The organism is Kitasatospora sp. NPDC058162 (assembly GCF_042884005.1).
Lineage (GTDB): Bacteria > Actinomycetota > Actinomycetes > Streptomycetales > Streptomycetaceae > Kitasatospora.
Genome location: NZ_JBHVUS010000014.1, coordinates 171120 through 186925, shown reverse-complemented (window position 1 = coordinate 186925; position 15806 = coordinate 171120). Strand labels below are relative to the sequence as shown.

Here is a 15806-nt window from a genome sequence, read left to right as displayed (position 1 = left end):
GGCCTGGCCCCCGGCGACCGGAAGCGGGCCAATGGTCGGGTCCGGGGGCGGCCCCCCGCCCGCCCGTACCCGGTACGGGCGGGCGGGCGGCGGTGAACGGGCCGGTGGGGTGCTTCAGGGCTTCTCGCGGGTGGTGGCGCGGCGCACCGCCCAGGGCAGGGCGAACCACAGGGTGGCGAAGATCAGCGCGATGACGGCGGTGATGGCCACGGCCGGCGCCGGGCCGAGGACGACGTCCAGCACCAGCAGGACGGCGCCGGTCAGGGCGCTGGCGAGCAGCAGCAGGCCGTACTGGGCGATGCGGGCGGAGACGTCGACGATGCGGGCCTTGCCGGGGTGGCGGTAGAGGCCGCGGTGCAGGGCGACGGGGGTGGCCAGGACGGCGGCGGCGACGACGGTCAGCAGCAGGGTGGTGACGTAGACGTCCTGCTGGGCGTCGGAGAGTTCGGAGAAGCGCGGGGTGAAGGCGACACCGAGCAGGAAGGCGAAGACGATCTGGACGCCGGTCTGCAGCACCCGCAGTTCCTGGAGCAGCTCCACCAGGCGGCGGTCGGCCCGCACGGCCGGGTTCTCCCAGCCAGGCGGCGGGGGTGAGGGTGCGTCGGGGCGGCCGGAGTCGGGGTCGGGGCCGGGCGGGGGAGGGGTGCTCATAGGTCAGATTGTGCCGGGCCGACGGCCGTGGGACCGGGCCCCGGCGCCGCGGGGCCGTCCAGGCGCCGGTGCCAGGCGGTGAGCAGGGCCTGGAGGGCGGCGGCCTCGTCGGGGGCGAGGTGGGCGAGCAGGCGGTGCTCGTTGCGCAGGTGGGCGGTGAACGCCTCGTCGATCAGGCGCAGCCCGGCGTCGGTGAGGGCGACGACGCGCCCGCGCCGGTCGTCCTCGGCCGGGCGGCGGGTGACCAGGCCGGAGCGTTCCAGGCGGTCGATCCGCTTGGTCATCGCGCCGGTGGTGACCATGGTGTGGGCCGCGAGCTCCCCTGGGGCGCGCTCGTACGGGGCGCCGGCCCGGCGCAGGGCGGCGAGCACGTCGAACTCGCCCTCGCTCAGGCCGTAGCGCTGGTAGACGAGGGTGAGCTCGGCGGTCAGGCGGTCGGCGAGGCGGTGCAGGCGCCCGATCACGGCCAGCGGGGAGACGTCGAGGTCGGGGCGTTCGCGGCGCCACTGGGCCTGGATCAGCGCGACGTGGTCCGGGTGGGCGCCGGCCCGGTCCTGCTGCTGGTGGTGCTCCATGGGGACATCCTACCCCTGGTAGCTTCCCGGGAAGCTATATTGTCTTCCATGGAAGCCAATACCCGGTGGGTGCTGCTGACCGCCCTCGCCCCACTCGCCTGGGGCGCCAACTACTGGGTCACCCACGCCTACCTGCCCGCCGACCGCCCCCTGTGGGGCGCCGCCCTGCGCGCCCTGCCCGCCGGACTCCTGCTGCTCGCCCTCGCCCGCCGCCGCCCCCACGGCCCCTGGTGGTGGCGCAGCGCCCTGCTCGGACTGCTCAACACCGCCGTCTTCTTCGTCCTGCTCTACCTCGCCTCCCAACTGCTGCCCACCAGCACCGCCGCCACCGTCATGGCCGCCTCCCCGCTGGCCATGCTGCTCACCGCCTGGGCACTGGCCGGCCAGCACCCGCACCGCGCCCACCTGGCCGGAGCGCTGGTCGGCCTGGGCGGGGTCGCGCTCACCGTGCTCGGCGCCACCGGCGCACCGAACCCGGCCGGGCTGGCCGCCTCGGCGGGCGCGATGCTGGTCTCCTCCGTCGGCTACGTGCTCGCCGCCCGCTGGCGCGAGGGCGCCGACCCGCTGGCCGCCACCGCCTGGCAGCTGACCGCCGGCGGCCTGCTGCTGCTCCCGCTGGCCGCCGGCGTCGAGGGCGCGCCGCCGCCCCTTCAGGGCCGCACCCTGCTCGGCTTCGGCTACGCCGCCCTGGTGGCCACCGCGCTCGCCTTCGCCTGCTGGTTCGCGGGCCTGCGGCACCTGCCGGCCGGCACGGTCGGCCTGCTCGGGCTGCTCAACCCGCTGGCCGGGGTGCTGCTGGGCACCGCGCTGGACGGCGACGAACTCGGGGTGCGGCAGGGGGCGGGGCTGGTGCTGGTGGCCGCCGGGATCCTGCTGGGGCGCCCCCGCGCCCGCCCCGCGGCCCCCGCCGGGGCTCCCGCCGGGGCTCCCGCGGCACCGGCGGCACCGGAGCGGGACGGCTTGCCGCGGCGGTGCGGCACATGATCGGATGACGGGCAGCATCGCGTGCCGGTGGCGGACCGCGCCAGGCATGGAGGTGCGCAACCGAAGGGACCGCCCACCCGTGGCCTCCCCGAACGACACCGGCCGAAGTGCCGCCCTCAGCCTCCAACTCTCCCAGGCCCACGGCGAATTGCGCCACCGCCTCGCCAACCTCCGCGCCGGACTCGGCCGGCGCACCCTTCCCGAGGACTCCCTGGGCGCCCACTGCCTGGCCTTCTGCACCGCCCTGACCAACCACCACCGGGGCGAGGACGAAGGCCTGTTCACCGCCCTGGTGCGGGAACGACCCGACCTCGCCCCCACCGTCGCCAAACTCGTCGAGGACCACGGGTTCATCGCCCGCATCCTCACCCGGGTCCGCGCCCTCGCCGAACAGGCCGTACACGCCGAACAGGCCGCCCTCGCTGCGGACGGGCCCGGCGCGGACCTGGAGGCCATCGGACGCGAACTCGACGGCCTGGCCGCCATCATGGAGTCCCACTTCGCCTACGAGGAACGCGCCATCGGCGCCGCCCTGGACGCCGGGGTAGGCGGCCGGGAGAGCTGGTCGCAACCGGTCCTGCGCTTCCGCACGCCGTAAAACCCCTCGCAGACCCGAACCCGTCCTCCCTAGACTCGCCCCGCAGCCGCGCCCCGAGCGCGCGGCGCGAACCGTGACGACAGCAAACGGAGAGGGGGCAGGGCGGCCATGCCGAAGCACAGCGCCGCCGCCCCCTCTCCCGCCTCGCGGTACGAGGTGATCCTGGTGTCCCCGCCCTTCCGGTGCCCGCTGCGCGGCCGGCACCGGAACAGTGCCGCCGCCATCTGAACCGGCCCGCACGGACCCGGTGAAGTCCAAGGCCCGTCAATTGACGGAACGTCAGCATTCAGCAGCGGCACTGTGCCAATCGCGCGCCCACCCGTAGAACCGCCTCGAAAGGCAACCGGGCCATGCGCACCGACACCACCACCGTCACCAGCACCACCGCCGCCGCCGCGATCGCCGCCGTCCGCAACCTCGGCATCCTCGCCCACGTCGACGCCGGCAAGACCACCGTCACCGAACGGATCCTCTACCTCACCGGCACCACCCACAAGCGCGGCGAAGTCCACAACGGCACCACCGTCACCGACTTCGACCCCCAGGAACGCGACCGCGGTATCACCATCTTCGCCGCCGCCGTCAGCTGCGCCTGGGCCGGACACCGGATCAACCTCATCGACACCCCCGGCCACGTCGACTTCGCCGACGAGGTCGAACGCTCCTTGCGCGTCCTGGACGGCGCCGTCGCCGTGTTCGACGCCGTCGCCGGCGTCGAGCCGCAGAGCGAATCGGTGTGGCGCCAGGCCGAACGCCACGGCGTGCCCCGGATCGCCTTCGTCAACAAGCTCGACCGCGCCGGAGCCGACCTCGACACCGCCGTCGCCTCCATCCGCGAGCGCCTGCACCCCCACCCGCTCGCCGTCCAACTGCCCATCGGCACCGAGGACGCCTTCACCGGCGTCGTCGACCTCGTCCGCCTGCGCGCCCTCACCTGGGACGACGACGGAACCCCGGCCGAAGGCCCCGTCCCCGACCACCTCGCGGCCGAGACCGCCGCCCGCCGCCGCACCCTGGAGGAAGCCGTCGCCGAACTGAACCCCCAGGCCCTGGAGGAGTTCTGCACCCACAACACCCTGACCCCCGACACCCTCACCACCGCCCTGCGCGAACTCACCCGCACCGGCGAGGCCGTCGTCGTCCTGGCCGGATCCGCCTACCGCAACCGCGGCATCGAACCCCTCCTGGACGCCGCCGTCGCCTACCTCCCCTCACCCCTGGACACTCCGCCCGTGACCGCCGCCGACCACACCCAGCAGCGCCACCCCGACCCCCGACAGCCCCTCACCGCCCTGGCGTTCAAGGTGACCGCCGCCCCCACCGGCCGCCTCACCTACCTGCGCCTGTACGCCGGCACCCTGCGCAAGGGCGACACCCTGCTCGACGCCGCCACCGGCCGCACCGAGCGCATCTCCCGCATCCTGCGCGTCCAGGCCGACCGCCACACCGAGACCGACCACGCCCTGGCCGGCGACATCGTCGCCGTCATCGGCCCCAAGAACGCCCGCGTCGGCGCCACCCTGTGCGACCCCGACCACCCGATCCTCCTGGAGGCACCCGTGAGCGCCGAACCCGTCGTCACCGTCGCCGTCGAGGCCCGCCGCGCCGCCGACACCGACAAGCTCACCGCCGCCCTCGCCCGCCTCGCCGACGAGGACCCCTCGCTGCGCCTGGCCACCGACCCCGAGACCGGCCAGCGCACCCTGTCCGGCCTGGGCGAACTGCACCTGGAGGTCGCCGTGGAGAAGGTACGCCGCGACGCCGGCGTCGAAGCCGTCGTCGGCCGCCCCCGGGTCGCGCTGCGCGAGGCCCTGGTCGAAGGCGTCACCGGCTTCACCCACCGGCACGCCAAACAGGACGGCGGCTCCGGCCAGTTCGCCCACATCGTCCTCGACCTGGCACCAACCGACGACGCCTTCGCGTTCACCTCCACCGTCACCGGCGGACGCGTCCCGCGCGAGTACGTCCAGGCCGTGGAGGCCGGCTGCCGCGACGCCCTCGCCGAGGGCCCGCTCGGCGGCCACCCGGTCACCGGCGTCGCCGTCACCCTCACCGACGGCCTCACCCACCCCAAGGACTCCTCCGAACTCGCCTTCCGCACCGCCGCCCGCCTGGGCCTGCGCGAGGCGCTGCGCGCATCCCGGCTGCACCTGCTGGAACCGCTCGCGGAGGTGACCGTCACCGTGCCCGAGGACGCGCTCGGCACCGTACTGGGAGACCTCGCCGTCCGCCGCGCCACCGTCCAGGGCACCCACCCGGGCCCGGCCGGCACCGCCCAGGTGAGCGCGCTGGTGCCGCTGGCCGAACTCTTCGGCTACGCGGGCCGCCTGCGCAGCCGCACCCAGGGCCGCGGCACCTTCACCACCCGCCCGGCCGGCTACGCCCCCGCCCCGGCATCCGGCGTGACGGCCCGCTGAGGCGCGGCCCGGCCCTCCCCCGTACGCGCGGGCAGGGCCGGGCCCCGGCCCTGCCCGCGAAACCGCCGGCCCGCCCCCGCGGCACGGTGATAGACACCCCCACGTGCACACCAACCCCGCCGTCCCCGACCTGCTGCGCCTGATCGACGACCGCTCCGCCGCCTTCCGCGCCGCGATCGCCGCCGCACCCGGCCCCGACGCCACCGTGCCCGGCTGCCCCGAGTGGACGCTGTTCGACCTGGCGCAGCACCCGGGCGGCGGGGACCGCTTCTGGGCCGCCATCGCCGCCGCCGGCCCCGCCGACGCGCCCCCCGCCGAGGCCGTCGCCGCCCGCGCCGCCCTCGCCGTGCCCCGCGAGCGCGACGCCCTGACGGCCTGGCCGGCCGCCTCCACGCAGCAACTCCTGGACGCCCTGCGGGAATCCGGCGCCGGGGCCGGCTGCTGGACGTGGTGGCCCGGCTCGCAGTCACCGCAGAACGCCGGCGCCGTCGCCCGCCACCGGGTCCAGGAGAGCGCGGTGCACACCTACGACGCCCAACTCACCACGGGCAACGCCGAGTCGATACCGCAGGAGGCCGCCCTCGACGGCGCCGAGGAGTTCCTGCTCACCTGCTGCGCCACCGCCACCCCCTGGCCGCACGCTCCGGCGGTCGTCGACTGCCACGCCACCGAGGGCCGCTCCTGGCGCCTGCACCTGGGCCCGGACGGCGCCCGCGCCGAGCGCCTGACCGTCCCCGCCGCCACCCCCGCGGACGCCTCCGCCCGCGCCGGCGCCGCCGAGCTGGTCCTCTTCTACTACGGCCGCCTCCCGCTGGAGACCTTCCCCGTCGAGGGCGACCGCGAGGTCCTCCAGCAGCTCATCGACTGGGACCCGGCGGCCTGACCCGCCCTTGTCGGCACGGCGCCGGGCGCCGTGCCGGGCACCGTCCGCGGGCGGTGAACTCCCGCCGCCGCCCGACCACGTTCCCGACGTCCCCGACTTCCCCGACAGGCCCAGGAGGCCGCCCATGACCGAGATCCTCGACAACCCGGACCTGCTGTCCCGGGCGTACCTCGACCTCGCGACCATCGAGATGGGCGGCGTCGCCCTGGGAGCACCGGTCTCCGACGTCCCGCGCCGGCGTGTCCTCCACGCCGACCTGCCCGCCGTCGCCCGCTACCGCGACGGCACCGGCACCGACGCCGAGTACGACGACGCCGCCGCCGACCGGCGGCTGACCCTCGGCGAGGTCCTCGACCGCGCCGCCGCCTCGGACGGATTCCTGTACTGCGCCGACGGGCTCACGTACAAGGTCCGGGCGGGCACGGTCGCCGGCTTCGCGCTCCACGGCCCGCAGCTGGCCCACTTCGCCCACCTGACCTCCTACGAGGAGTTCCTGGCCGCCTTCGGCACCCCGGACCGGGTGCGCGAGGACGACGCGTACGGCGACCAGCTGACCCGCACCACCTACTACTGGCGCGCCCGCAAGTGCGTCGTCTGGGACGCTGGGGAACACCGGATCAGCCTGATCAACCTGGGCGACTTCGAGGGCAACTCGGGCCCCTGAACGCCCCGTTCGGGGCCGAGCACGGCTTCCTGTGCGAGGACCGCCCCGACAGCCATGACGCGCAGGCTTCCGAGGGCGCCTGGAAGCAGATGCTCGACGCCCTGGCCCGACTGCCCCACGGAAGCTGACCGGGCCCCGGCCTGCCGGGGCGGTAGCGGGGCCGGGTGTGCCGGGTCAGAGCGCCCCGGCCTCCGCCGCCGCCCACGCCGACGGGTGCAGCGGGCGCCAGCCCAGGTCCCGGCGGGCGGCCGCGGTCGACACCTGGCCCTCCCACGGGTCGAACTCCGCCGCCTCGTCCGAACTTCCCGGGTGGGTACGGCCGTTGAGGGCGTGCAGGTCCCAGGCCGTCAGCGGGGCGTCGTCCGACACGTTGTAGGTGCGGCCCTCGATGCCCGGGGTCACCACCGCCCGCCACAGCGCCTGCGCCACGTCCGCGTGGTGCACCACGGCCAGCCGCTGGTGGGCCGGCCAGGACGCGGCCCAGTGCAGCGACTGCGCCAGGTGCGGGTCGCCCTCGCCGTACACGAACGCCAACCTGGCTACCACCAGCGGCAGTTCGCCGTCCAGCTCGCGCAGCCCCGCCTCGGCCTGCGCCTTGGACTGCGCGTACACACCCCACGCCGGGTGCGGGGCCAGCCGGTCCTCCTCCACGGCCGGGCGGCCCAGCCCCCGCCCGTACACCAGGTTGGTGCTGGTGTGCACGAACCGGGCCACCCCCGCCTTCGCGGCCTCCCGGCCCAGCGCGACGGCCGCGTCCCGGTTCACCGCCCACGCCTGCTCGTCCGGCACCCCGCGCAGCGCCGCCGCCACGTTCAGCACCACATCGGCGCCCTCCAACGCCCGCGCCCGGTCCGCCGGTTCGCACAGGTCGCCGACCACCGTCTCCACCCCGTCCAGCCCCAGCGCCCGCGCCTTGGCCGCGTCCCGCACCAGCACCCGCACCGAGCCGCCCTCGGCCCCGGCCCACCGCGCCAGGCGCGGCACCAGCCGCTGCCCCACCGAACCGGTCGCACCCGTCACCAGGATCTTCGCCATCGTGTTTTCCCCTTCAGGGAGTTGCTCTCTCCGACGACCACCACTCTGCCCGCCCCGCTCCGGCGCCGACAGAGACCCGCTGATCCAGGGACTCCCGATCCCTGGCTGAGGCCGCCGGCCCGCCTCGCCGCTGCGCGCCGCGCGTGCCGGGGGGCGGAGGTGGGGCACCTCCTGGGGGTGGGTTGGGGGTGTGCCGGTGCGGCGGTGGGCCCTGGGCCCGTCACTCCTCGCCGTCGCCGCTGCGCGCTGCGCGGCGTGCCAGGTGGACGGCGAGTGCCGTCAGGAGCGCCGCCCCGGAGGCGTACACCGGCAGCCAGAGCGTCGTCGTGGCGGCCAGGCAGTCGTTGACGGCGTGCCGGCTCTGGTCGCTCTGCGCGGACGCCAGCGCGGCGGCGCCCTGGTCGGCGAGGCCGCCGAGGGCGGCCCGCGCCTGCAGCACCGCGTAGTCGCCCAGGCGCGCGCACTGGGCGCGGGTGCCCGGCATCGGCAGCAGCCAGGACCAGCGCTGCATCGCCGGGGCCAGGACGAGGGCCGAGCACAGGCCGACGACCAGCGAGTAGGCCGCCAGGCCCCGCAGGTGGCCGAAGCCCGCGCCGGGCGTGCGGGCCGGCGGGGCGGCGAAGGAGAAGACCACGGCCAGCAGCGTCATGCCGAGGTAGGTGGAGAACCACTGCCACGAGCCCGAGGCGAGGGCTGCCGCCAGCACCCCGGCCAGCGCGGTGCCGAGCACCCCGGCCTGCGCGCCGCCCGCCCGGGCCGGGGCGCTGGGGAGGCTGCGCTCGTCCATGGTCCCTCCTGCGTGCGTCCGGGCCCACCAGTGTCCGGCCCCGGCCCCGCGCGCACTCCGACGCCATGCCGCCCGCCCCGCCGCCTCGCCCGATTGGCGGCCCGGGCGGCCCGTGCCGGCCGGGCCGGGCGGGCCGGGCCGTGCCGGCCGTGCCGCCCGGGCAGGGTGACCGCGTAGCGCCGGGGTCTGTCCATCGGTCACCTCGCCTCATCCGGTGGGCGGTTCGATGCCTGCCGGGGCGGCGCGGAGCGCTCCCGCTGTCTCAGGCGACGGCGGCCAGGTCCGCGCGGCCGAACAGCAGGGCGTAGCCGCGGGGCAGGTGGGCGAGGAGGCGGTCGGTGAGGGTGTCGTCGGTGAGGGTGGTGAGGGCGGCCAGGACGGAGGAGGCGTCCCAGCGGGCGGCGGTGAGGCTGGTGCCCAGGGTGTGGGCGAGGCCTTCGACGAAGGCGGGGGCCGTGACGGGACGGGGCAGGGGGATCTGGGCGGCGAGGACGGCGCGGGCCCGTTCGGGCAGGGCTGCGGCGAGGTCGCAGCGTTCCTCGCCGGTGAGCTGGGAGCCGAGGAGGGCCAGGACGGCGTCGAGGACTCGTTCGGCTTCCTCGTCGGTGGGGTAGCGGCCGAGGTTGCGGACCTGCTGGAGGAGGTGGCGGTAGCGGGTCATGACCGTGGAGCCTTCCAGGGGCCGGCCGCCGGCGGGCCGGCGGCGGGTGAGGGGTGGTCAGGGTCAGGGCCGTGTCCTTGCGGCCGGCCGGCCGAACAGCAGGTCGTAGCCGGGCGGCAGCTGGAGCAGGACGTGCCCGGTGAGGTCGTCGCCGGCGGCGTCGGCCACCGTGGACAGGACGGCGCCGATGTCCCAGACGGCCGTGGCCTCGGTGGCGCCCTCGATCCAGGCCGCGGTCGCGCGCACGAACCGCTCGGCACTGAGGGGCTCGGCGGCCTGCAGCGGGTTGAGCAGGATCAGGGCCATGCTCTCGGGCAGGCGGGCGGCCAGTTCCGCCCGCACGTCGCCGACCAGGTGGGCGCCGAGCAGGGCCAGGACGACCCGGGCGGCCCGCTCGGCCTCCTGCGGGCTGTCGTACTCACCGCGTTCCCGGACCTCCTCCAGGAACGCCTCCCATCGAAGCGTCATCGCGGTTCTCCCTCCGTTCCGAGGCCCGGCGCGCGTCCCGAGGCCCGGCGCGCCCGGGCGACCTCAAAGCCCGGCGGCCAGACGCCGGTGCAGACCGGCCAGCTCGAGCAGCCGCACCACGCAGCGACCGGCCCCGCGCAGGACCAGGCGGGCACCGCACCGGTCGGCCTGGTTACGGGCCCGGACCAGGGCGCCCAGGCCCGCGCAGTCCATGAACGTCACGTCTGACAGGTCCAGCACCACCTCCCGGTGTGATTCGAGCGCGGTGGCCAGAGCGCGGTGCAGTGAGGGTGCGGTGTCGAGGTCGATCTCGCCGTGGGCTCGCACGATGAAGGGCTGGTTGCTGCGGCCGTTCATGGCGTTTGTGCGTCGCTGCGGATTGGGCCTGCCCGGGCGAGGCCGGCCCGGCGGTCAGGGGGTGTTCCGGCCGCCCCTGTCGATCGAGGGGGGAGATCGGGGGCGGCCGGAACGGCATCGGGGGCCGGTCAGGCCTGGATCTGCTTGCGGCTTCCGCTGTGGCTGATCTCGATCTTGCGGGGCTTGGCCTGCTCGGCGACCGGGATCTTCAGGGTCAGCACGCCGGCGTCGTAGTCGGCGGTGATCCCGGCGGGGTCGAGGGTGTCGGAGAGCATGACCTGGCGGGAGAACACGCCGAGGGGGCGCTCCGACAGCTCCCACTTGATGCCCTCGCCTTCCCGGCGCGGGCGGCGTTCGGCCTTGACGGTCACCATGTTCCGCTCGACGTCGATGTCGATCGCCTCCGGGTCGACCCCCGGCAGGTCGAAGCAGATCACGTACTCGTCGCCGGCCCGGTAGGCGTCCAACGGCATCGGCGTCGGACGCGACCAGGTGCCGGTCGTGTTGAGGAACTGCTGGGTCAGCCGGTCCAGCTCGCGGAACGGGTCAGTGCGCAGCAGCATTGCGAAACACCTCCATGGATCGAATGGGTGCCAGTGCGCTTCACCTGACTCCTTTCTAGCGCGTCATCCATCCGATGACAAGTTGCCGTGTCGCCTATAGAGTGACTGCATGAGCGAGAAGTCACGCAGAGCTGCCCCCGACGCCTCCCCCTTTGCCGGGCCCGCCTCGTTCCTGGCGGCCGCGGCGGCGCTGGCCGCCATCGACGACGCCGTCCGCACCGCCCAGAACCCCGCGTCCCAGTCCCCGACCGTCCCTGACGAGCACAGTGGCCCCGAGCAGGCCCTGGCCGCACTCGTCCTGCTGCGCGAACTGCGCGGCCAACTCGCCGGCTGGGAGGCCGGCCTGGTGGAGAGCGCCCGGGAGGCCGGCGCCACCTGGGCCGACCTCGCCCACCCGATGGGCGTCGCCAGCCGCCAGGCCGCCGAGAACCGCTACCTGCGCCTCAAGCCCGCCGCCGGCGACGCTTCGCGGTCCGGTACCGGCGCCGAACGGGTCAAGGCCGTCCGCGACCGGCGGGCCGCCGACCGATCGGTCACCCTCTGGGCCCGCGACCACGCCGCCGAGCTGAGGGTCCTCGCCGCCCAGGTCAGCACGGCCGCACTCGCTCCCGGCGCCCGTCCTGCCCAGGCCGCCGTGACCGCCGCCCTCGGCGCCGCCGACCCCACCGACCTCATAGAGCCCCTCGCCGCCGTCCGCCCCCACCTCGGCACCGGCCAGGGCGACCTCGCCACCCGCCTCGACGCCCTCACCCACCACACCACCCGGCTCCGCGATGACAGTGACCGACGCCGCGCCTGACCTTGTCGCCGCCGCCGAAAGGCGCTGGCAGGACCTCCTGGACCGGATCCACGACCTCGAAGCGCGAGTGGCCGCCACCATGAGCACCGTCAACGCCGCCCTCGACCACCACCTCGCCCGGCTCGACGCCCTGCGCCACCACCTCGCCCATCCCGACTGGCCACTGCCCGCCCCCGATCCGGACAGTCCCCCGGCCACGCCGACGGACAACCGGCCGGCCTGACCGGGCCGGGAGCCGCCGCAACCTCCCCGGCCGTCGGAACCGGCTCCCGCATCCCGCCGGCACGCCCCGGGGGCCGGCCGGGGGACTGTCGGGGGATTCCGGTCCCCCGGTCAGCACGGGTGGTCTCCGGCGACGTACCGGCTCCAGGGGCCCCGATGTCCGTCGCGGCCTGCTCGGTGGTGAAGTCGGTGCAGCCCTGCGGTCGTTCGATCGGTCCTGAGGACGGGCTCCGGGCAATCCCCTGGCATCGGGGAACGGCAGCACCCGGCGCGACCTCACCGGTGCGCGGTGCCCGGCCGACCGGTCCCGTCGCCGCGTGCGGCCCTACCGCACCGCCGGTTCGAGCAGCGACAGCGTGCGCCGCCGCGCATCGAGCCCGGCGCGGATGCCGACCGGCATCGGCAGGTTGGGGCCGGCGTGCCCGAAGTCGACGTTGCCCAGGACCGGGATGTCCCGCTCGCCCAGGACGTCGAGGACGATCTCGCGCAGGGTGGGGCAGGCGCCGGGCTCCAGTCCGCCGATCTCGCGCGGAACGCCCACGACCATGCCGGCGATCCGGTCGAGGATGCCGCTGTGCCGCATCACCTGGAGGTAGCTCCACACGTACGACGCGTGGCCGCCCATCTCCTCCCAGAACAGCACCGCGCCGTCGAAGCGTTCGAGCGGCAGCGCGAAGGGCGTCGCCTGCGCCAGCACGATGCGGTTGATCACCCCGCCGATCAGCGGGCCCTCCGCGCGGCCGGGACGCCAGCACTCCCAGGACGGGCCCGCGGGCAGCGCGCCGATCGCCCCGGTGCCGGTCAGCAGCCGGGAGTAGAGCCCCTCCAGTTCCGCCCGGCGCGCGGCGGGCGCGCACTGCCAGGCCCCGCCGAAGCCGGGGACGGCCATGTCGGCGTGGAACCCGACCAGGCCCGTGCGCGCGTGGAGCACCAGGTGCAGCAGCGAGATGTCGCTGTAGCCGAGGATCGGCTTGGGGTCGGCCCGGACCGCCTCGACGTCGATCAGGTCGAGGTAGCCGAGGGCCGTCTGGCCGCCGTCGCTCGCGACGATCGCGCGCACCTCGGGATCACGCAGCAGGGCGTTCAGCTCCCCGGCGATCTCGGCCGGCGTGGCCGCGCTCCACCAGTGCCGGCGTCCGGCTTCGAGCAGCGGTGCCCGGCGCACCCGGAATCCCATCCGCTCGAACGCGGCCACCGTCCGCTCGACGTTGGGCTCGTAGGCGTCCGGCAGCGGGCCGGACAGCGAGGCGATGACGACGAGGTCCCCGGCCCCCAGGGCGCGCGGTCGGAGCAGTCGAGGCAGTGCGGAACCGGTCACCGCCGCAGTATCGCGACCCCCCGCACCACCGCGCGACGCATTTACCCGGCCGACCGGCTGTCGCCCGGCTACGCCGCGCGCAGCAGCAGGCGGCCGTGGTGGAAGCGCTCGCCCTCGCCGGGTTCGCGCAGCATCCGGGCGCTCTCGGCGAGCCCGGCCTCGCGGGCCAGGGCGGCGAGGGTGTCGATCGGCCAGCGGTAGGCGGTGGTGACCTTGTGGTCGAAGGGCGTCACCGGGGCGCCCTCGGACTCGAAGAAGCCCAGCAGCGCGTACCCGCCCGGGGCCAGCACCCGGCGGAACTCCGCCAGGTAGGCGGGCAGTTGCTCCGGCGGGGTGTGGATCAGGGAGTACCAGGACACCACCCCGCCCAGCGTGCCGTCGCCCGCCTCCAGCGCGCCCATCGAGCCGACCTCGAAGCGCAGCCGCGGGTGGCTGCGGCGGGCGATGCCGACGAGCGCGGGGGAGAGGTCGACGCCGAAGGCGTCCAGGCCCCACTGCGTCAGCGCCGCCGTCAGGTAGCCCGGGCCGCAGCCCAGGTCCGCCACCGTGGCGGGGCCGGCCCCGCGCACCAGGTCGGCGAAGGCGCGGACGAAGCCGCGGTCCAGCGGCAGGCGGGCCAGGCCGTCCTTGACGTGGTCGGCGTAACGCTCGGCCAGGGCGTCGTAGGCACCGGCGGTGGCGGTCAGGTACGAGGAGTATGACGAGGAGTCGGACACGGCGGAGGACCCTAGCGGCCCCAGCGCCCCGCACCGCAACCCGGGACCGGCACTCCCTGGCTACCGCCCCCCGGTGCCCGCCATGCTGGACTCCATGATCGACCGTGACGCCCTCGCCGACTTCCTCACCCGCTCCCGCTCCCGCCTCACCCCCGCCGACGTCGGCCTGCCGCCCGGGGCCAGGCGCCGCACCCCCGGCCTGCGCCGGGAGGAGGTGGCGCAGCTGGCCGGCCTGTCGGTGGACTACTACGCGCGCCTGGAGCAGCGCCGCGGCCCGCAGCCCTCGCCGCAGCTGCTGGCCGCGCTGGCGCGGGCGCTGCGCCTGAGCGAGGACGAGCGCGACCACCTGTTCCACCTGGCCGGCCACGAGCCGCCGCGCCGGCACGGGCTGCTGGCGCACGTGCGCCCCGGGCTGCTGCTGATCCTGGACCGCCTGCACGACACGCCCGCCCAGGTGGTCTCCGACCTGGGGGACGTGCTGGCGCAGAACGCGATGGCCGCCGCCGTGTTCGGGGACGTCACCGATCCGGGGCGGCGCAACCTGCTGCTGCGCTGGTTCGCCGACCCGGCCGGACGGGCGCTCTTCCCGGCCGAGGACCACGAGGCGCTGGCCCGCGCCCACGTGGCGTCCCTGCGCGCCGCGCACGCGGCCCGTCCGGGCGACCGTCGGGTGGCCGAGCTGCTCGCCGAACTCCAGGCCACGGGGGAGGAGTTCGCCACCTGCTGGGAGCGGCACGAGGTGGCGGTGCGGCGCAGCGGCCGCAAGCGGGTGCTGCACCCGGTGGTGGGGGAGCTGGACCTGGAGTGCGAGGTGCTGGCCGCCGGCGGGCAGGACCAGCTGCTGCTGGTGCACACGGCCGCCGCGGGCAGCGACAGCGCCTCCCGGCTGGAGCTGCTGCGGGTGGTCGGCGCCGCGGTGTGATCTGCCTCGCGTGCTGCGGCGGCTGCGGTGTGTCAGGGCCCGGGCCCCGTAGGCTGAGCGGGCCGCGGGCGGCACAGAACGTCACCAACGCGACACACCGACACACCGACACGGCTACACACCGACACAGCGACAGATCGACAGAAGCGGGCAGGCAGGGGCAATGCAGTTCGACGACGACGGGGACCTCGACACCTCGCAGGTGGACGACCGGCGCGGCATCCCGGGCGGGAAGGTCGCCATCGGCGGCGGGGCGGTGGGCCTGATCGCGGTCCTGTTCGCGGTCATCCTCGGGGTCGACCCCCAGCTCCTGGGCCTGTCCGACGGCGGCGGCAGCAGCAGCTCCTCCAGCACCGGGGTGCGCACCGACAGCGAGGTGCGCCAGTCCTGCACCAAGGGCGTGGACGCCAACAAGCGCCAGGACTGCCGGATCACCGCCGTCACCAACAGCCTCCAGGAGTTCTGGAGCGCCGAACTGCCGCGCCGCACCAAGGTCGCCTACAAGCCGGCCCAGACGGTGCTGTTCACCAACCGGGTCTCCACCGCCTGCGGCCCGGCGACCTCCTCGGTGGGCCCGTTCTACTGCCCGGGCGACCAGAAGGCCTACTTCGACCTCGGCTTCTTCGACGAGCTGTCCAGCCGCTTCGGCGCCAAGGGCGGCCCGTTCGCCGAGTCCTACGTCGTCGCCCACGAGTACGGCCACCACATCCAGAACCTGCTGGGCACCATGCAGAAGGTCGGCGGCGACCGCCAGGGCGCCGACAGCGCCTCGGTGCGCCTGGAGCTCCAGGCGGACTGCTACGCCGGGGTGTGGGCGAACCATGCGACCAGCACCCCGCAGGCCTCCACCGGCCGCCCGCTGATCTCGGTCCTCACCGACCAGGACATCGCCCAGGGCCTGGACGCGGCGGCGGCGGTCGGCGACGACCGGATCCAGAAGCAGGCCACCGGCAGGATCAACCCCGAGGCGTGGACCCACGGCTCCTCCGAGCAGCGCAAGACCTGGTTCACCACCGGCTACCGCACCGGCGACCTCACCAAGTGCGACACCTTCTCCGGCCGGATCTGACGCCCGGTTCCAGATAGCCGACCCCCGCGCATGCCCCGGGGCCAGCGCGGGGGTCGGTCCCGTACGGGCAACGGTTCCCGGTAGTAAACGGGGAGGCGGGGCGGGATGGGACAGGGC

Annotated in this window: 19 protein-coding genes; 9 read left to right on the top strand and 10 right to left on the bottom strand. The window is 75.5% G+C overall.

Translation table 11 applies throughout. The features are described 5' to 3' along the window. Window positions 1-114: 114 nt before the first annotated feature. Complete coding sequence (locus tag ACFVXG_RS25260) at window positions 115-651, bottom strand: DUF6328 family protein (RefSeq protein ID WP_387930680.1); 537 nt, start codon at window positions 649-651, stop codon at window positions 115-117. After that, the gene (locus ACFVXG_RS25255) at window positions 648-1226 is read right to left on the bottom strand and encodes a MarR family winged helix-turn-helix transcriptional regulator (RefSeq protein WP_387930679.1); all 579 of its coding nucleotides are present in this window, start codon (window positions 1224-1226) and stop codon (window positions 648-650) included. Before ACFVXG_RS25255 ends, ACFVXG_RS25260 begins: the two co-directional genes overlap by 4 nt. Before the next feature lie 48 nt (window positions 1227-1274). On the opposite strand from ACFVXG_RS25255, the gene ACFVXG_RS25250 reads away from it, so the two are divergent. From ACFVXG_RS25250 to ACFVXG_RS25230, 5 genes are all read left to right on the top strand, one after another. Further along, window positions 1275-2210 carry a DMT family transporter gene (locus ACFVXG_RS25250; protein WP_387930678.1) on the top strand — a complete coding sequence of 312 codons (936 nt, stop codon included), beginning with the start codon at window positions 1275-1277 and terminating at the stop codon, window positions 2208-2210. A 79-nt stretch (window positions 2211-2289) separates the two neighbouring features. Further along, window positions 2290-2808: a hemerythrin domain-containing protein gene (locus ACFVXG_RS25245; protein WP_387930677.1), complete on the top strand. Its 519-nt coding sequence runs from the start codon at window positions 2290-2292 to the stop codon at window positions 2806-2808. A 350-nt stretch (window positions 2809-3158) separates the two neighbouring features. Then, the gene (gene fusA / locus ACFVXG_RS25240) at window positions 3159-5225 is read left to right on the top strand and encodes an elongation factor G (RefSeq protein ID WP_387930676.1); all 2067 of its coding nucleotides are present in this window, start codon (window positions 3159-3161) and stop codon (window positions 5223-5225) included. 103 nt (window positions 5226-5328) lie between these two features. Next, window positions 5329-6108, top strand: coding sequence for a maleylpyruvate isomerase N-terminal domain-containing protein (locus tag ACFVXG_RS25235; protein ID WP_387930675.1), 780 nt, complete (start codon window positions 5329-5331; stop codon window positions 6106-6108). 124 nt (window positions 6109-6232) lie between these two features. Further along, window positions 6233-6772, top strand: coding sequence for a hypothetical protein (locus ACFVXG_RS25230; protein WP_387930674.1), 540 nt, complete (start codon window positions 6233-6235; stop codon window positions 6770-6772). A gap of 174 nt (window positions 6773-6946) precedes the next feature. On the opposite strand, the gene ACFVXG_RS25225 is transcribed toward ACFVXG_RS25230, so the two are convergent. The 6 genes from ACFVXG_RS25225 to ACFVXG_RS25200 all read right to left on the bottom strand — a co-directional run bounded on the left by ACFVXG_RS25225 (window position 6947) and on the right by ACFVXG_RS25200 (window position 10643). Beyond that, window positions 6947-7807, bottom strand: coding sequence for an NAD-dependent epimerase/dehydratase family protein (locus ACFVXG_RS25225; RefSeq protein WP_387930673.1), 861 nt, complete (start codon window positions 7805-7807; stop codon window positions 6947-6949). A gap of 220 nt (window positions 7808-8027) precedes the next feature. Continuing rightward, entirely contained in the window at window positions 8028-8594 is a 567-nt protein-coding gene (locus ACFVXG_RS25220; protein WP_387930672.1) for a hypothetical protein, read from the bottom strand. 262 nt (window positions 8595-8856) lie between these two features. After that, window positions 8857-9255, bottom strand: a complete 399-nt coding sequence (locus tag ACFVXG_RS25215; RefSeq protein ID WP_387930671.1) for a DUF2267 domain-containing protein — start codon at window positions 9253-9255, stop codon at window positions 8857-8859. Between the two features lie 63 nt (window positions 9256-9318). Further along, on the bottom strand, window positions 9319-9723 hold the full coding sequence (locus ACFVXG_RS25210) for a DUF2267 domain-containing protein (RefSeq protein ID WP_387930670.1): 405 nt from the start codon (window positions 9721-9723) through the stop codon (window positions 9319-9321). A gap of 63 nt (window positions 9724-9786) precedes the next feature. After that, window positions 9787-10080 (bottom strand): STAS domain-containing protein, encoded by a 294-nt coding sequence (locus ACFVXG_RS25205; RefSeq protein ID WP_387930669.1) that lies wholly within the window; start codon window positions 10078-10080, stop codon window positions 9787-9789. Window positions 10081-10208: 128 nt separating this feature from the next. Continuing rightward, window positions 10209-10643, bottom strand: a complete 435-nt coding sequence (locus ACFVXG_RS25200) for an Hsp20/alpha crystallin family protein (protein ID WP_387930668.1) — start codon at window positions 10641-10643, stop codon at window positions 10209-10211. 109 nt (window positions 10644-10752) lie between these two features. Between ACFVXG_RS25200 and ACFVXG_RS25195 the strand changes: the two genes are divergently transcribed. Continuing rightward, window positions 10753-11442: a type III effector protein gene (locus ACFVXG_RS25195; protein ID WP_387930667.1), complete on the top strand. Its 690-nt coding sequence runs from the start codon at window positions 10753-10755 to the stop codon at window positions 11440-11442. Beyond that, entirely contained in the window at window positions 11417-11665 is a 249-nt protein-coding gene (locus ACFVXG_RS25190) for a hypothetical protein (protein WP_387930666.1), read from the top strand. Before ACFVXG_RS25195 ends, ACFVXG_RS25190 begins: the two co-directional genes overlap by 26 nt. A 324-nt stretch (window positions 11666-11989) precedes the next feature. On the opposite strand, the gene ACFVXG_RS25185 is transcribed toward ACFVXG_RS25190, so the two are convergent. Together ACFVXG_RS25185 and ACFVXG_RS25180 are read right to left on the bottom strand one after the other, a co-directional pair. Further along, entirely contained in the window at window positions 11990-12982 is a 993-nt protein-coding gene (locus ACFVXG_RS25185) for an LD-carboxypeptidase (RefSeq protein WP_387930665.1), read from the bottom strand. A gap of 68 nt (window positions 12983-13050) precedes the next feature. Next, complete coding sequence (locus ACFVXG_RS25180) at window positions 13051-13698, bottom strand: class I SAM-dependent methyltransferase (RefSeq protein ID WP_387930664.1); 648 nt, start codon at window positions 13696-13698, stop codon at window positions 13051-13053. Between the two features lie 97 nt (window positions 13699-13795). Here ACFVXG_RS25180 and ACFVXG_RS25175 point away from each other — a divergent pair, with 97 nt between their 5' ends. Further along, the gene (locus ACFVXG_RS25175) at window positions 13796-14620 is read left to right on the top strand and encodes a helix-turn-helix transcriptional regulator (RefSeq protein WP_387930689.1); all 825 of its coding nucleotides are present in this window, start codon (window positions 13796-13798) and stop codon (window positions 14618-14620) included. Window positions 14621-14783: 163 nt separating this feature from the next. Beyond that, the gene (locus tag ACFVXG_RS25170; RefSeq protein ID WP_387930663.1) at window positions 14784-15689 is read left to right on the top strand and encodes a neutral zinc metallopeptidase; all 906 of its coding nucleotides are present in this window, start codon (window positions 14784-14786) and stop codon (window positions 15687-15689) included. The last annotated feature ends 117 nt before the right edge of the window (window positions 15690-15806 follow it).

What these genes read in the sequence shown, in the direction of transcription:
- ACFVXG_RS25260 (WP_387930680.1), bottom strand. Translation starts at nt 651, where the DNA reads ATGAGCACCCCTCCCCCGCCCGGCCCCGACCCCGACTCCGGCCGCCCC.
- ACFVXG_RS25200 (WP_387930668.1), bottom strand. Translation starts at nt 10,643, where the DNA reads ATGCTGCTGCGCACTGACCCGTTCCGCGAGCTGGACCGGCTGACCCAG.
- ACFVXG_RS25190 (WP_387930666.1), top strand. Translation starts at nt 11,417, where the DNA reads ATGACAGTGACCGACGCCGCGCCTGACCTTGTCGCCGCCGCCGAAAGG.
- ACFVXG_RS25195 (WP_387930667.1), top strand. Translation starts at nt 10,753, where the DNA reads ATGAGCGAGAAGTCACGCAGAGCTGCCCCCGACGCCTCCCCCTTTGCC.
- ACFVXG_RS25220 (WP_387930672.1), bottom strand. Translation starts at nt 8,594, where the DNA reads ATGGACGAGCGCAGCCTCCCCAGCGCCCCGGCCCGGGCGGGCGGCGCG.
- ACFVXG_RS25255 (WP_387930679.1), bottom strand. Translation starts at nt 1,226, where the DNA reads ATGGAGCACCACCAGCAGCAGGACCGGGCCGGCGCCCACCCGGACCAC.
- ACFVXG_RS25250 (WP_387930678.1), top strand. Translation starts at nt 1,275, where the DNA reads ATGGAAGCCAATACCCGGTGGGTGCTGCTGACCGCCCTCGCCCCACTC.
- ACFVXG_RS25210 (WP_387930670.1), bottom strand. Translation starts at nt 9,723, where the DNA reads ATGACGCTTCGATGGGAGGCGTTCCTGGAGGAGGTCCGGGAACGCGGT.
- ACFVXG_RS25205 (WP_387930669.1), bottom strand. Translation starts at nt 10,080, where the DNA reads ATGAACGGCCGCAGCAACCAGCCCTTCATCGTGCGAGCCCACGGCGAG.
- fusA (WP_387930676.1), top strand. Translation starts at nt 3,159, where the DNA reads ATGCGCACCGACACCACCACCGTCACCAGCACCACCGCCGCCGCCGCG.
- ACFVXG_RS25225 (WP_387930673.1), bottom strand. Translation starts at nt 7,807, where the DNA reads ATGGCGAAGATCCTGGTGACGGGTGCGACCGGTTCGGTGGGGCAGCGG.
- ACFVXG_RS25230 (WP_387930674.1), top strand. Translation starts at nt 6,233, where the DNA reads ATGACCGAGATCCTCGACAACCCGGACCTGCTGTCCCGGGCGTACCTC.
- ACFVXG_RS25170 (WP_387930663.1), top strand. Translation starts at nt 14,784, where the DNA reads ATGCAGTTCGACGACGACGGGGACCTCGACACCTCGCAGGTGGACGAC.
- ACFVXG_RS25215 (WP_387930671.1), bottom strand. Translation starts at nt 9,255, where the DNA reads ATGACCCGCTACCGCCACCTCCTCCAGCAGGTCCGCAACCTCGGCCGC.